Consider the following 15,037-nt stretch of genomic DNA (forward strand, 5'->3'; position numbering starts at 1 on the left):
CATCATTAATCCACTTGGTTTTTTACTTACCACGTTGACCAAAACAAGAAGCTATCATTAAAGGTTTGAATTAAACCTTTTTAGAGTATTTTTGCCGAAAAGTGTATCCGTGGAGCAATGAATTGCCCCTCCGACTTCCTATTTATTGGATAACGTCTTACAAAGACTGTAATTAAGTAGATAAAAATTCACAAAAAGCATAAAAAATTGACATAAATAGTAATAACTATACTAATGAAACTACAAAAATAGAGATCTTAATCTGCAAAATTCAACTTAACTAATAAAACTATCTAAATGTTAACTGAATCAACTGTTCGGTAGTGAATATTTATTCAATCCGATATCACCTTACGTTTACGTAATGTGTAAGTGTTTCAGTCCTTGGTTTTTACAAAATATTAAACTTGACACCAGTGTCATGAAAAAATAGCGGTCAAATAAGCGCTAATTGTTAAAACTTATAAGTACAAAAGAAATCTTGCCTTGAAGTGAGAAATATTCAAGAATGTGAATATGTATTCAAAATAATATTGACTCTATTTACTATAGAGGCTAGTTTTGTGCGTCTGTTAGCAAATCGTCGAGCAGTTCATTCACGTTAACAGTGCAGCAAGGGGAGGGGTCTATGTTATACGACTCAAAATTAGAAAAAGATAATTGTGGCTTTGGCTTAATAGCCCAAGTTAATGGTCAGGCTAGTCATAGGCTTATACGTACAGCCATAACTGGGCTTGATCGCATGCAGCATCGTGGTGGTATTTCTGCCGATGGTAAAACTGGTGACGGCTGTGGTTTATTACTGCAAAAGCCTGACAGTTTTTTCCGTGCTATTGCCAGTGAACATAATTGGCACTTAGGTAAAAATTACGCCGTAGGCATGGTTTTCTTAAATTCAGATCCCGTTTTAGCACAAGCTGCAAAACAGGTTTTATGTGAAGAATTAGAACAAGAAACACTTAAAATATTAGGCTGGCGTGAAGTGCCAACCGACCCTTCAATGCTAGGTCCTATTGCTACTCAGCAGTTGCCAGGGTTTGAGCAAATTTTTGTTAGTGCGCCTGAAGGCTGGCGCTCTAAAGATTTAGAACGCCGATTATATGTAGCACGTCGTCGTGCAGAAAAGCGTTTAGCGCAAGATGAGTCATTTTATATTGCAAGTTTATCTGGGTTAGTCACTATCTATAAAGGCCTTATGATGCCTGCAGATTTGCCTAACTTTTATTTAGATTTAGCCGACATTCGCATGACCAGCGCTATTTGTGTTTTTCATCAGCGTTTTTCTACTAATACTCAGCCGCGTTGGCCTTTAGCGCAACCGTTTAGGTATTTAGCGCACAATGGTGAAATAAATACGATTGAGGGTAACCGTCAATGGGCACGAGCTCGCTCGTATAAGTTTTCATCGCCGCTTATTCCTGATTTACAAAGCGCAGCGCCGTTTGTAAACGAAACTGGCTCTGACTCATCAAGCCTAGATAACATGCTTGAGCTATTTTTAGCCGGTGGTATGGATTTATTCCGTGCTATGCGCATGCTAGTGCCGCCTGCATGGCAAAAAAACCGTGCAATGGATGATGATTTACGCGCATTTTATGACTTTAACTCTATGCACATGGAACCATGGGACGGCCCTGCGGGTATTGTTATGTCCGATGGTCGCTTTGCAGCATGTAACCTTGACCGTAATGGCCTTCGCCCAGCACGCTATGTTATTACACAAGATGGTTTTATTACGCTTGCATCAGAAGTGGGCATTTGGGATTACACCGCCGATGAAGTAGTCGAAAAAGGCCGTGTTGGTCCAGGCGAATTATTAGTAATTGATACTAAACTTGGTAAAATCTGGCATTCAGATGAAATCGACCAAGATTTAAAATCACGTCATCCTTACAAGTCATGGCTTGAAGAAAACGTTAAACGTTTAACACCATTTGAAGAACTTACTGAGCAAGATGCGGGTAATCGCTCATTTGATGATGAAACGCTTGCTAAGTACCAAAAAATGTTTGGCTACACGAATGAAGAGCTTGATAGTGTTATTCGTGTAATGGGTGAAAACGGCCAAGAAGCGACAGGCTCAATGGGTGACGACACGCCATTTGCTGTTTTAAGCGAAGGGCATCGTTCACTTTACGATTACTTCCGTCAAAAGTTTGCGCAAGTAACTAACCCGCCTATCGATCCGTTACGTGAAAACCACGTAATGTCACTTGCTACTTGTATTGGTAGTGAGCAAAATGTATTCAACGAAACAACAGGCCACGCTAAGCGTTTACAGTTCGATACGCCTATTTTAATGTACGCAGACATGCAGCAGTTACTTAATGCTGATGACGAGCACTACAGCTACTGCAAAATCGATATTACATACACAGCCGAAGAGGGCTTAGAAAAGGCAGTAGCGCGAATTTGTGATTCGGCACAAGAAAAAGCCGCAGCGGGTTGTGTCATGCTTATTTTGTCAGACCGCAACTTTAGCGAGAGCCAACTACCTATTCCTGCTGCTATGGCGGTAGGTGCAGTACAAAAGCGTCTTGTGGATACAAATCTTCGCTGCGAATCTAACATTATCATTGAAACAGGTAGCGTTCGCGATGCACACCAATTTGCCGTACTACTTGGCTTTGGCGCAACAGCGATTTACCCATACCTTGCGTACGAGTCACTTGTTGCGATGAGCGACAGTAAAGTGATTGAAAAATCGTACTGCGAAGTAACACTTTCATACCGTAAAGCCATTAATAAAGGCTTATACAAAATAATGTCTAAAATGGGCATAAGTACAGTTGCATCGTATCGTTGTTCAATGCTTTTTGAAGCGGTTGGTCTATCTGATGCAATGGTAGAGATGTGCTTTAAAGGTGTTGCAAGTCGTATTAAGGGTGCGTGTTTTAGTGATTTTGATAGTGACCAGCAAAAGCTACATAAACTGGCGTTTAGTAAGCGTAAGCTACTAAGTCATGGTGGCTTATTAAAATACGTGCACGGTGGTGAGTATCATGCTTATAACCCAGATGTAATTCAAACGCTGCAAAAAGCAGTACGCTCTGGAGATTATAAAGACTACGGTGCTTACGCAAATTTAGTTAATAATCGTCCAATAGCTACTTTGCGCGATATGTTGGCGCTTAAATTACCTGAAAAGGGCATCAACGTTGATGATGTAGAGCCAGCTGAAAACCTATATAAACGTTTTGATTCAGCAGCAATGAGTATTGGTGCACTCTCACCAGAAGCGCATGAAGCGTTAGCTATTGCGATGAACCGCTTAGGTGGTTGTTCAAACTCTGGTGAAGGCGGTGAAGATAAATTACGTTTTGGCACTGAGAAAAACTCACGAATTAAGCAAGTTGCTTCTGGACGATTTGGTGTAACGCCGCATTACCTTCGTAATGCCGACGTAATTCAAATCAAAGTGGCGCAGGGTGCTAAGCCTGGTGAAGGTGGACAACTGCCGGGTGAAAAAGTAACGCCTTATATTGCTAAACTTCGTTATTCAGTTCCGGGCGTAACACTAATATCACCACCACCGCATCACGACATTTACTCGATTGAGGATTTAGCTCAGCTAATATTCGATTTAAAACAAGTAAATCCTGAAGCGATGATTTCGGTTAAGTTAGTGTCGGAGCCTGGCGTGGGCACAATTGCTACGGGTGTAGCTAAAGCATACGCTGATTTAATTACTATTTCGGGTTACGACGGTGGCACAGGCGCAAGCCCGCTTACGTCTGTAAAATATGCAGGTAGCCCATGGGAGCTTGGCCTTGCTGAAACTCAACAAGCACTTGTTGAAAATGGCCTTCGTCATCGTATTCGTCTGCAAACAGATGGCGGCTTAAAAACAGGCTTAGACATTATTAAAGCGGCTATTTTAGGTGCAGAAAGCTTTGGTTTTGGTACCGGCCCAATGGTGGCGTTAGGGTGTAAATACCTTAGAATTTGCCACTTAAATAACTGTGCAACCGGCGTAGCAACGCAAGACGAAACGCTTCGTCAAAAGCACTACCATGGCTTACCAGAAATGGCGATGAACTACTTTAAGTTTATAGCGCAAGAAGCACGCGAAATCATGGCAAGCTTAGGTGTTGCAAACTTAACTGATTTAATTGGCCGTTTAGATTTACTTGAAGCGATTGAAGGCAAAACAGCTAAGCAAAAGAAAATAGATTTATCATCTGTGATTGCTCAGCCTAATAACCCAGCGGGCGAAACGTTATTTTGTAGCGCACCAAATAGCTCTCATTATTTAGGTGAGTTAAATGAAACGTTATTAGGTAAAGCACAGCAGGCGATTGATACTTCATCAGGTATCTCGCTCGTGAGCCGTATATGTAATACAGACCGCTCAGTTGGGGCAATGCTATCTGGCTATATTGCTTCTAAACACGGTAACCAAGGTATGGCCGCAGATCCTATTGCAATTGAGCTACATGGTACTGCAGGGCAATCATTTGGTGTTTGGAATGCGGGTGGCCTAGAAATGACGTTAATAGGCGATGCAAACGACTATGTTGGTAAAGGCATGGCTGGCGGTAAGCTTGTTATTCGCCCACCACTTGGCTCATCGTTTGAAAGTCATAAAGCGACTATTGCAGGCAATACATGTTTGTACGGCGCTACGGGCGGAAAATTATTTGCTGCAGGCTGCGCAGGTGAGCGTTTTGCTGTTCGTAACTCAGGTGTACAAGCGGTTGTAGAAGGTGTAGGCGACAATGGCTGTGAATACATGACCGGCGGCGTTGTGTGTGTACTTGGTAATATTGGCGTTAACTTTGGCGCAGGTATGACAGGTGGTTTTGCTTATATTTTAGATGAGCGAAATGACTTTGAAAAACGCATCAACCCGGAGCTTGTTGAAGTTGTAACACTTGATGATTTAAGTTCGCACCAAGAGCATTTACGCGGCTTAATTGCCGAGCATTTAGAGCTGACAGGCTCGTGCCGTGCAGAAACCATTTTAGCTAACTTTGAATTGTATTTACCTATGTTCAAGCTAGTTAAACCAAAATCAAGTGATGTAAAAAGTTTACTCGGGCATCGCGCTCGCAGTAGCGCAGAACTTCGTGTTCAAGCGCAATAAGGGGGCAGTATGAGCGAAAATGTATATCAATTTATAGACGTGCAGCGTGTAGATCCGCGCAAAAAACCAATCTCGTCGCGTAAAAAATCTTTCGTGGAAATTTACGAACCCTTTTCAGAGAACCAGGTGAACTCGCAAGCTGACCGTTGTTTAGATTGTGGTAACCCTTACTGTGAATGGAAATGCCCAGTGCATAACTACATTCCTCAGTGGTTAAAGTTAATTAGGACAGGCCGTATTTTAGAAGCCGCTGAGCTTTCTCACCGTACAAACAGTTTGCCAGAGGTATGTGGACGTGTTTGCCCACAGGACAGACTGTGCGAAGGGTCATGTACGCTTGATGAAGAGTTTGGCGCAGTAACCATTGGTAATATTGAAAAGTATATTACTGATACTGCATTTAAAATGGGCTGGAAACCAGACATGTCATACGTGACGTGGACGGATAAAAAAGTGGCTATTATTGGCGCGGGTCCGGCTGGTTTGGGCTGTGCTGACATTTTAGTGCGTAACGGTGTAAAACCAGTGGTTTTTGACCGTCACCCTGAAATTGGCGGCTTACTTACTTTTGGTATTCCTTCTTTCAAACTTGAAAAAGAAGTAATGCAAAAACGTCGTGAAATTTTCACCGAAATGGGTGTTGAATTTAAGCTAAACGTTGAAGTGGGTGTCGATATTACCATGGATGAAATTTTAGCTGACTACGACGCGGTATTTTTAGGTGTAGGTACGTATCAAAGTATGCGTGCTGGCCTTGAAAATGAAGATGCACCGGGCGTGCACGATGCACTCCCATTTTTAATCGGCAATACTAACCGTGTAATGGGTTATGACGAAAAAAATCAAGCCTGCATTGATATGGTCAATCAAAAGGTTGTAGTACTTGGTGGTGGTGACACCGCAATGGATTGCGTACGTACATCAATTCGCCAAAATGCAGCTAAAGTAACGTGTGCGTACCGTCGTGATGAAGAGAATATGCCAGGTTCTAAGCGTGAAGTTAAAAACGCTAAAGAAGAGGGCGTAAACTTTACGTTTAATGTACAGCCAACGGGTATAGTGCTTGACGATAATGGCCACGTTGCGGGTGTCAAAATGGTCAAAACACAATTAGGTGAGCCTGATGAAAATGGTCGAAGCCGTGCAGAAGTAGTACAAGGCTCAGAGCATGTACTTGAAGCTGACCAAGTGATTATGGCGTTTGGTTTTAAACCACATAAGATGGATTGGTTAGAGAAGTACGATGTAGAAATTAACCATTGGGGCGGTATTAACGCACCAGAACAAGGTGAATTTACACACCAAACAACTAACCCTAAAATATTTGCGGGTGGCGATATAGTGCGCGGTTCAGATTTAGTCGTAACGGCTATTTTTGAAGGTCGAAACGCAGCTGAAGGCATCATGGATTATTTAGAAGTTTAGTCATTCATTTTATGAGTATTAAAAGCAAGCCATCTGGCTTGCTTTTTTGTTTGTGCGATTTAGATGCAATAGACCTAGCTCGTATTGAATAATAGTGTGTCAGTGCACCTGTTACTTAGTTCAGCCTATGCCTTTAGGCTTTTACCTTCATGTAGTAGTTTTTATAACAATGCCTTTCCCGCAGTTCTTTCTTTTTTGCGAAATAGCACATCATTGAGCCCGCTTTTAACGGTCATATACATCATTTTTCACTCTTTGTAGTAACTTGAGCACATTTAGCAGAGCTTTCATAAAAAAGCCAATGATGACTTTGGATATAATTTCGTAGACTAAATACTTATGACCTAGCTAAGATATATTAAAAGTGTTCCTAAAAATGCGACAGCTTCACGCTGGGGCGGTGAAGAATTTTTAATTATTCTTCCAGATTCAAACCTTGAAAAAGGAAGAATAATCGTTGAAAAAATTCATAGCTCAGTTAAAAGCTCAAAGGTAAACATTTAAATAACAGTATGAGTTTAATGCTCAGAATTGGTGTTATTTCATCGCCCGGTGGGCGCTCAATAGACTCGGACATTAAGCATGATGATAAACTACACTACAAGGTGAAAGAGCAACGGAGGAACAGAACATGCTCTTTCATAAATCTAAGGTGTGCCTAGTCCATCGAAAATGAGTCTAATGACGGCCTGGTTTTAGCTTTTCGACGTTTTACACTCATAAAGCATATTACGTTTAAGATAATTTGCAATCCAATTAGTACCCATAAACTAGAAACGAAAGTGGTTAAACTATCAGCTTTACTGTTGGTAAAGTAAAAAGTTGTAGTTACTGTTTGAAATAATAAAACAGCATTTAAAAATTTTAATAATCGCTGCTTAAAATGAGTATGCTTATATTTGCTAAATAGCACTAAGCCTGTGCTGAATACAAACAAAACCCAGCTAATAATAATACAAAAATCAATTAAGGGATTTTGCATATTGAATCCTATAGTATGTTAATACGCTAACTCAGTAAGTAATCTTCTTAAAATAAACGCTATATTTACAACATTTTAAAGTAGGCTAGATCTTATGCAGTCGTAAAATAGAGTCTCTTAACAAAAAATAAATACCAAATTTAATTATTGTACGAGTAGAACAATGTTAAAAACCCGTACTTATCATATCCAAGCTAGCCGTGAGCCATTATTAGTTCTTTAGCATTCGCTTTAGCTGTTTTACTTATGTTGTCACCACCAAGAAGGCGTGCTATCTCATTAATACGGCCATCTTTATTTAATGGCAGCATGTGCGTAAAGGTCTCTCCTTGTGCAATTTCTTTTGCGACAAAAAACTGCTGATGCGCACTGCTTGCTACTTGAGGTAAATGGGTAACACATATAACCTGCGTTGACTTACCTAATTGGCGTAATAATTTGCCCACTGCCGATGCTGTAGGTCCCGAAATACCTACATCTACCTCATCAAAAATTAAGGTTGGAGTTGTAACCTTTTGTGCAATGATAACTTGTATAGCAAGACTTATACGAGAAAGCTCACCACCTGATGCTACTTTAGCAAGAGGTTGTAAAGGTTGGCCTGGATTGGTTGATACTAAAAACGATACATTATCAAAGCCTAAGCTATTTGGTGTGCGGTCGCTTTGCTGTGTTAGCGCTATTTCAAATACACCATTTTCCATTGATAAATTAGCCATGCTTTCACTTATTAATACATTAAGTGTGCTGGCATATTTATAACGGCTTTCGCTTAGCTGCTCTGCAGAATGTTTGTAATCAATTAAGGCACTGTCTATTTCAGATTCTAGTTGTTCTAAACGGTTTGAATTATTACTAATTGACTCTAGCTCTTGTGAAATAGATTGATGAAAATCAACGAGTTGTTGCGGTTTTATATGGTGCTTACGTGCTAAGTCCATTGCGCCACTTAAGCGTGTTTCTACTTCGATTAAACGAGCGGGATCTAAATCAGCTTGCTCGGTGTAGTTTCTTGCTTCACGACTTGCTTCTTCAACTTGTACCGCTGCTTCATCGAGTAATGCAGCGACGCTTGCTAAACTTTCATCATACTGAGCAAGTTGAGCAAACTGTTGAGCACTGTGTTGTAGCATAGAGCATGCATTTTGTTCATCACTTTCATATAAATGTTGTAGCTCACGTTGGCAAGATTCTAAGATTGTTTGGCTATTACTGAGCTTATAATGCTCAGCTTCTATTTGCTCAAACTCGCCTTCTTGCAAAGCAAATTCATCGAGTTCAGCAACTTGGTACTCTAAAAGTTGCTTTTGCGCAGCTTGTTGTTGTTGCTGTTGCTCTAGGTGTTTAAATTCTTTTTGTAGGTTAGCAAATTGCTTATAATTTAAATTTACTGCCTCAACTAAATTGTGGTGGCCAGCGTAGGCATCAAGAAGCTGTAATTGGTGCTCAGCTTTTAATAAATGCTGGTGAGCATGTTGCCCATGAATAGAAATTAAGTATTGGCCAAGCTCTTTTAATTGGGACGCAGTCACTGCGCTGCCATTTATATAGCTTTTACTGCGACCATTTTTACAAACTACACGGCGTAATAAGCATTCATTATCATCAGTACTTAATAAATGTTGCTCTAAAAATGATTGAGCAAGAGGCAATGCTGATAAATCAAACTGCGCACATACCTCTGCTTTATCAGTACCTGGGCGAACAGCAGAGGCTTCTGCGCGCTCACCTAGGCATAGTGATAAAGCATCAATAGCAATAGATTTACCAGCCCCGGTTTCGCCTGTTATGGCTGTCATACCGCTGCGCCACTCGGTGCTTAAATTACTTACAATTGCGAAATTTTTAACTTCTAAACCAATTAACATACTGTTTATCCATCCAGTCAATTAACTGTTAATTTATACAGTGTTTTGGTTTTTTGCAAATTAATTTTATTTTATTTAAGCAACACTCGCTTCTTGGACGAATCGAGGATCGGGCGTTAATGGGATTGTATTGGCCGTTTCATTTTCTATATCAGTAGGTTGTGAGAAATCTTCGGTTTTAATATTACTAATAAGTGTAGGTAACTTATTTGTATAAAATTGCTTATTATACAAGATACCTTGTTGGGGTAACTCAGACACAAAGTGCTGCACGTTATCTATTAAAGATTGAATAAAGTTTGTTTGATTTATCTTTATTAGCTCGTTAGTAAGCGTACTAATAAGTAAATCGGCTATATCCTCTAATTGTTGTAAGTTTTCGTCTGTATGGGGTTGTACTACAAAAAAGTTGCTTAAAATAGCTTGAATACGAGGGATGTACTTAGGACGAATTACTTTAGCATCGAGTAGTTCGTTTAATTTAGTTTTAAGACGTGCGTTCACTTGCGAAACACGTTCATTAAATAGCTTTTTTTTAGCTTCTATTGCTTTTTTACGGTTACTTTCAATTTTTAAGTAACTTGCTAAAAGCGTAATTAGTAGCAGTAGAGCAAAGAATACTACATAAGTCATTGCTTTATGTTTCCAAAATCGTTGATTATTATTAGACGCCGTATTTTGCTCTATAGTACTAAATTTGGCAATAAGATTAGTATAAACGACTGCCCCAATTTAATTTAGTACGTAAAACGTTGTAGTAAGAGTAGTTTTTTGGATGAATTAAGCGCAGCTGTTTATCTGCTTTTTTAATTACTACTTCGTCGCCCGGTAAAACGGCAAGCACAACATGGCTGTCGCAACTTACTTGCAGGCTATCGGTGTTTTCTAGGCTTAACTTTAAGCGCACTTCATTATCGGCATCAACTACTAAAGGCCTGCTTGATAAAGTATGTGGAAACATTGGCACTAATGAAATTGCATTTAGCTCGGGTGTTAATATGGGGCCACCACCTGAGAGAGAATAAGCTGTAGAACCTGTAGGTGTTGATACAATTAAACCGTCAGATCGCTGCGAAAATACAAAATCGTTATTAATAAATGCCTCAAACTCTATCATGTGAGCCACTTTGTCGGCATGAAGTACGGCTTCGTTTACCGCTGAATTTGCACTTTTTAATTCGTTATGACGGTAAACTTCAACTTCTAATAAAAAACGATTCTCTTCAAGGTATTCGCCACTTAGTACTTGCTCAAGGCTTGCTTCAAATCCTTCTGGATTTAAGTCAGTCAAAAAACCTAAGTTCCCTCTGTTTACGCCAATCACTGCGATATTAAAGCGAGCAAGTACGCGCGCGGCACCTAACATATTACCGTCACCCCCAACCACGATGGCTAGGTCGGCTTGTTCGCCTAAGTCGACTAATTTAACAAGATTATCGTGAGGGATATCCTCTAACTGACTCCCTGTGCGCTTTTCTACAATTACCTCAAAACCTAATGCGAGTAAAAAAGTATGTAATCGCTGTAGAGTCGCCGCTGCGCCTGGGTGATTAGGTTTGCCTATAAGGCCAATAGTTTTAAAAGGAGAGTCCATAATGTACGCACATAAAGAGTTTATATTTGTAGGGTAACCCAAAAGAGAAGTGTTTGAAAATACTGATTATAGCAATATTATAAACCTTCAATATTATTGCGATTGAGTTAATTAAGTGACTTGAATTACAACTAAACGCCCCGATATCTCTTTCATGCAACAAGATGTAGATAACATGAAACTAAACCCTAGAGATCAACAAATTTTTTCAGCTGTTATGAACATGTACTGTAATGGTGAGGGCCTTCCAGTCCCATCAACGAAGATTGCTAAACTTAAAGGTATGGCAGTGTGTTCGGCAACGGTACGTAACGCGATGGCGCGATTAGAAAAAATTGGCTTGCTTTATTCGCCGCATACTTCTGCGGGCAGAGTCCCGACAACACAAGGGTTTGATTATTGGTTTGATGAGTACTTTACACTTGCTGATATTGCAAATTATTGGCAACCAGAGCAAGCACAACTTGTTGAGCTTGCTCACGGGCTTAGTCAAAAGTATCAAGTGTGTTGCTGTGTGGGGTTGCCACAAGCAAGCTCTCAGCAAGTATTTAGAGTAGAGGTACTTGATTTTGACTCAACCGATTGGCTTATTTTATTAATAGATAGAGCAGGGCAGAGCCATAATATTTGTATTGATAAACCGCACGATTCATCAAACAGCGTACGTTATCAGTTTGCAACGTGGTTAAATACTGTATTTAGTCAACAAACGTTGATGGAAGGCCTTTATAGAATGCAAGCTATGGCAAATACTGCGCCCCATAACTGCCACGACTCATTAACCCAATGGACACGTCAGCTTAGCCAAAAGCTAGGTTCTGATAACAGTATTGTAGTCGGTGAAAATTATTTATATAAAAAAATAGACTGCGAACAAAATCTAAATATTGGTGTGTCGTTTTTAAACTTTGTTGAAGATAAGCTTGCCTTTAAAAATGGTGTATCGGTTTTAAATACTGGTAAATTGCCCTTTACTGAGTGCGATGAACTTATTGTACTTAGTGTGCCGTATTTTCAAAATCAAGAATACCAAAGCCGCTTTTGCGTAATTTGCCCTAAATCGGCGCAAATTGAAGAAATAATCCAAGAATTTAAATTATTAGAGTCATCTAACTCTTGAATCTTTTTATTCAATCCCCATAATTACCGCAGTTGTAAAGAATTGGAGCACGTATTTTATGTCTGAGCAGACAAAAAACCCTGAGCAAGAAGTAGAACTAAACGAAGAAGTAGCTCAAATGGAAGCTGATGTTGAAGCAGCAGTAGAAGCCGCAGAGCAACACGAAGCAGATCAAGAGCAAAGCCCTGAAGCGGAAATTGCAATGCTATACGCAGAGCTTGAAGCTGCCAAACAGACTATTGCTGATCAAAAAGACAGTGTAGTACGTGCTGCCGCTGACGTTGATAATATTCGTCGTCGCGCAGCGCAAGATGTAGAAAAAGCTCACAAGTTTGCACTAGAGAAATTTGCTAACGAATTACTACCAGTTATTGATAACCTAGAACGCGCTATTGAGTTTTCTGATAAAGAAAACGAAACATTAAAGCCGTTACTTGAAGGTATTGATATGACGGTTAAAAGCTTTAACGATGCCGTTGCTAAATTTGGCGTTGAAATTGTAAACCCGCAAGGTGAGCAATTTAACCCTGATTTTCATCAAGCAATGTCTATTCAGCCAAGTAACGATGTAACGCCAAATACAGTATTGGCCGTTATGCAAAAAGGTTACACATTGAATGGCCGTTTATTACGCCCAGCAATGGTTATGGTTTCAAAAGCGGCTGATGCTTAATTTAGCCCTTTAACATACTTAAAAATGCCTCAAATTGAGGCATTTTTTTTGTCTACTTTATAGTGAATTAACTGTACCAGCATAGTTAAAAGCACGGCACTAAACATCAAGCTTGAAAACGGAACAGAGCTTTTAGCGTGCATTAGCGCAAGTATTGGCCCAACCAATGCGCCACTGCCAAAACGAAGCGTGCCAATAACGGCTGTGGCAGTACCTGTGTTCTTTTCAAATTTCATTAATATTAGTGAGTCGGCGTTACTTGCGGTCACCCCTAAGCTCATCATTAATGGCGCTATGGCAGCCACTATGTAGTATAAAGAGAGGTGTAGCAAACTAAATGTTAGTAGTGCCAGCCCAGATATAAATCCGCATACAAGCCCTACGTAAAGCATTTTACGAGAGCCAAGCCTTGGTACAATTCGCGTATTTAAAAAGTTACCAAACATAAGTGCCATTACGTTAAAGGCAAATAACACACCAAATAATTGCTCAGATACCTTATATAAATCTAAATATATAAACGGTACTGAGGTTAAAAAGCAAAAAAAGCCAAACGATACAAACATAGAGCTTAAAATATCTGCGCGAGCATCTTTATTACTAAGCACGGTTTTATAACTATCAAAAAATAAAGCGAGGCCTTTTTTCTCGTTTTTATGAATAGGGATATCAATTAAGTATATTTGTACAAAAGCAAGTATCATAAAGCTGTAGGCCGCGAGCACTAAAAATATGCTAGACCAAACAGATAGCCCCAAAATAAATGAACCTACAGAAGGCGCAATTAGAGGCGCTACCATCATGATCATCGACACATACGACATTCCTTTCGCTGTGTTTTTTTGATAGATATGTCTAATAATACCTGGTACAACGACAGTTGCTGCCGCGCCAGTAAATGCTTGCACTGCTCTTAGTGCCCAAAAAGTATTTATTTCAGAGGTAAACGCCAGCGCAATAGAGCTCGTGCCAAATAAGGTTAAGCCAATTCGCGCGAGTTTACGTCGTCCAATTTGATCGGCTATAGGGCCAAAAAACAACATACCCAATGAGTAACCCGCCAAATAAATACTTAACGAAATTTGTACATTAGGCATGGTAGTTTGTAAATCATTCGCAATCACCAACATTGCGGGTAAATACATATCTATTGCCAGTGGGGTAATTGCTACAATACTAGCTAATAGAGGTAATAAAATACGGGTATTAAAAGACGAGGCTGAGGCGTCCATGAATAAACTCAACAATCACTAAAAACAAGACCTACAGTGTAACAGGGCATTAGAAGTGTATAAACTTAGTTTGCCTGCTAAGTTAATAAAAATAAACGAGTAGTAACCTAGTGTAAAGATTCTAAACTGGCACTGTGTTTGCTATTCTACAAGTAATTAAAAAAATGACTTGAGAGAAATATTATGAAAAAACTGGTACTTGCTGTATTAGCAACGGCGGTTTTAGCTGGTTGCAAAACATCGCCAACCGGACGTACGCAAATAGCACTTTACTCAGATCAACAAATGAGTGAGATGGGCACCGCTAGCTTTGCAGAAATGAAAGCATCTCAGCCTATTAATAAAGACGCAAAAACTAATTCTTACGTAAATTGTATTGCTGAAAAAGTAGTCGCTGTTTTGCCTCAAGAATATGCGTCGCAAAACTGGGAAGTCGTGGTATTTGAAGATGAATCAGCTAATGCATTTGCGCTACCGGGTGGCTATATCGGTGTTCATACGGGATTATTAAAAATAGCCACCAATCAAGATCAACTTGCCACCGTGCTTGGGCATGAAGTAGGGCATGTTATTGCTGAGCACTCAAATGAGCGTGTATCACAAAGCTCAATTTTAGACACTGGCTTGCAGTTAGGCAGTGCTGCACTTGAAATGGGCAATATTCAATACCGCAACGAAATAATGCAAGGATTAGGGTTAGGCGCACAATATGGTGTTGTTCTGCCTTTTAGTCGCTCACATGAATCTGAAGCCGATGAAATTGGGTTAGATTTGATGGCTCAAGCAGGTTTTAATCCGCAAGAGTCAGTCACGCTTTGGGAGAATATGAGCGCTGCTGGCAGTGGTACAACCCCAGAGTTTTTATCTACTCACCCTGCGCCAAGCAGTCGTATTAAAGACTTACAAGCACAAATGAGTAAAGCGCTGAGTGAACAAAGCACTGCTAAATCTCAAGGTAAAAACCCGCAGTGCACACTGTAGTTATGTGTCTTATTAGTTAAAGTAATGTGCGTTTAACAACGTACCAATAAAATAAAACCCCTGTAAGTGCATCTCC

At 40.0% G+C, this 15,037-nt stretch carries 9 protein-coding genes; 5 read left to right on the forward strand and 4 right to left on the reverse strand.

The annotated features are described in order from the left end of the window. The first annotated feature begins 628 nt into the window (after positions 1-628). Positions 629-5,086: a glutamate synthase large subunit gene (gene gltB, locus J8L73_RS11950; RefSeq protein ID WP_211017307.1), complete on the forward strand. Its 4,458-nt coding sequence runs from the start codon at positions 629-631 to the stop codon at positions 5,084-5,086. Positions 5,087-5,095: 9 nt separating this feature from the next. After that, positions 5,096-6,511, forward strand: coding sequence for an FAD-dependent oxidoreductase (locus J8L73_RS11955; RefSeq protein WP_211017309.1), 1,416 nt, complete (start codon positions 5,096-5,098; stop codon positions 6,509-6,511). A 1,176-nt stretch (positions 6,512-7,687) separates the two neighbouring features. Here J8L73_RS11955 and recN read toward each other — a convergent pair. From recN to nadK, 3 genes are all read right to left on the reverse strand, one after another. Further along, positions 7,688-9,361: a DNA repair protein RecN gene (gene recN / locus J8L73_RS11965; protein ID WP_211017311.1), complete on the reverse strand. Its 1,674-nt coding sequence runs from the start codon at positions 9,359-9,361 to the stop codon at positions 7,688-7,690. 75 nt (positions 9,362-9,436) lie between these two features. Beyond that, the gene (locus J8L73_RS11970) at positions 9,437-9,994 is read right to left on the reverse strand and encodes a hypothetical protein (protein ID WP_210999610.1); all 558 of its coding nucleotides are present in this window, start codon (positions 9,992-9,994) and stop codon (positions 9,437-9,439) included. 76 nt (positions 9,995-10,070) lie between these two features. Further along, entirely contained in the window at positions 10,071-10,955 is an 885-nt protein-coding gene (gene nadK, locus J8L73_RS11975) for an NAD(+) kinase (RefSeq protein WP_210999609.1), read from the reverse strand. 154 nt (positions 10,956-11,109) lie between these two features. Between nadK and J8L73_RS11980 the strand changes: the two genes are divergently transcribed. Together J8L73_RS11980 and grpE are read left to right on the forward strand one after the other, a co-directional pair. Then, positions 11,110-12,075: an HrcA family transcriptional regulator gene (locus tag J8L73_RS11980; protein ID WP_210999608.1), complete on the forward strand. Its 966-nt coding sequence runs from the start codon at positions 11,110-11,112 to the stop codon at positions 12,073-12,075. A 58-nt stretch (positions 12,076-12,133) separates the two neighbouring features. Next, positions 12,134-12,748, forward strand: coding sequence for a nucleotide exchange factor GrpE (grpE, locus tag J8L73_RS11985; protein ID WP_104642409.1), 615 nt, complete (start codon positions 12,134-12,136; stop codon positions 12,746-12,748). 29 nt (positions 12,749-12,777) lie between these two features. On the opposite strand, the gene J8L73_RS11990 is transcribed toward grpE, so the two are convergent. Continuing rightward, positions 12,778-13,980: a Bcr/CflA family efflux MFS transporter gene (locus J8L73_RS11990; RefSeq protein WP_211017313.1), complete on the reverse strand. Its 1,203-nt coding sequence runs from the start codon at positions 13,978-13,980 to the stop codon at positions 12,778-12,780. Between the two features lie 183 nt (positions 13,981-14,163). On the opposite strand from J8L73_RS11990, the gene J8L73_RS11995 reads away from it, so the two are divergent. After that, positions 14,164-14,961, forward strand: a complete 798-nt coding sequence (locus J8L73_RS11995) for a M48 family metallopeptidase (protein ID WP_210999606.1) — start codon at positions 14,164-14,166, stop codon at positions 14,959-14,961. The last annotated feature ends 76 nt before the right edge of the window (positions 14,962-15,037 follow it).

Source organism: Pseudoalteromonas sp. MMG006, assembly GCF_018101025.1.
In the GTDB taxonomy this organism is placed as follows: Bacteria; Pseudomonadota; Gammaproteobacteria; order Enterobacterales; family Alteromonadaceae; genus Pseudoalteromonas.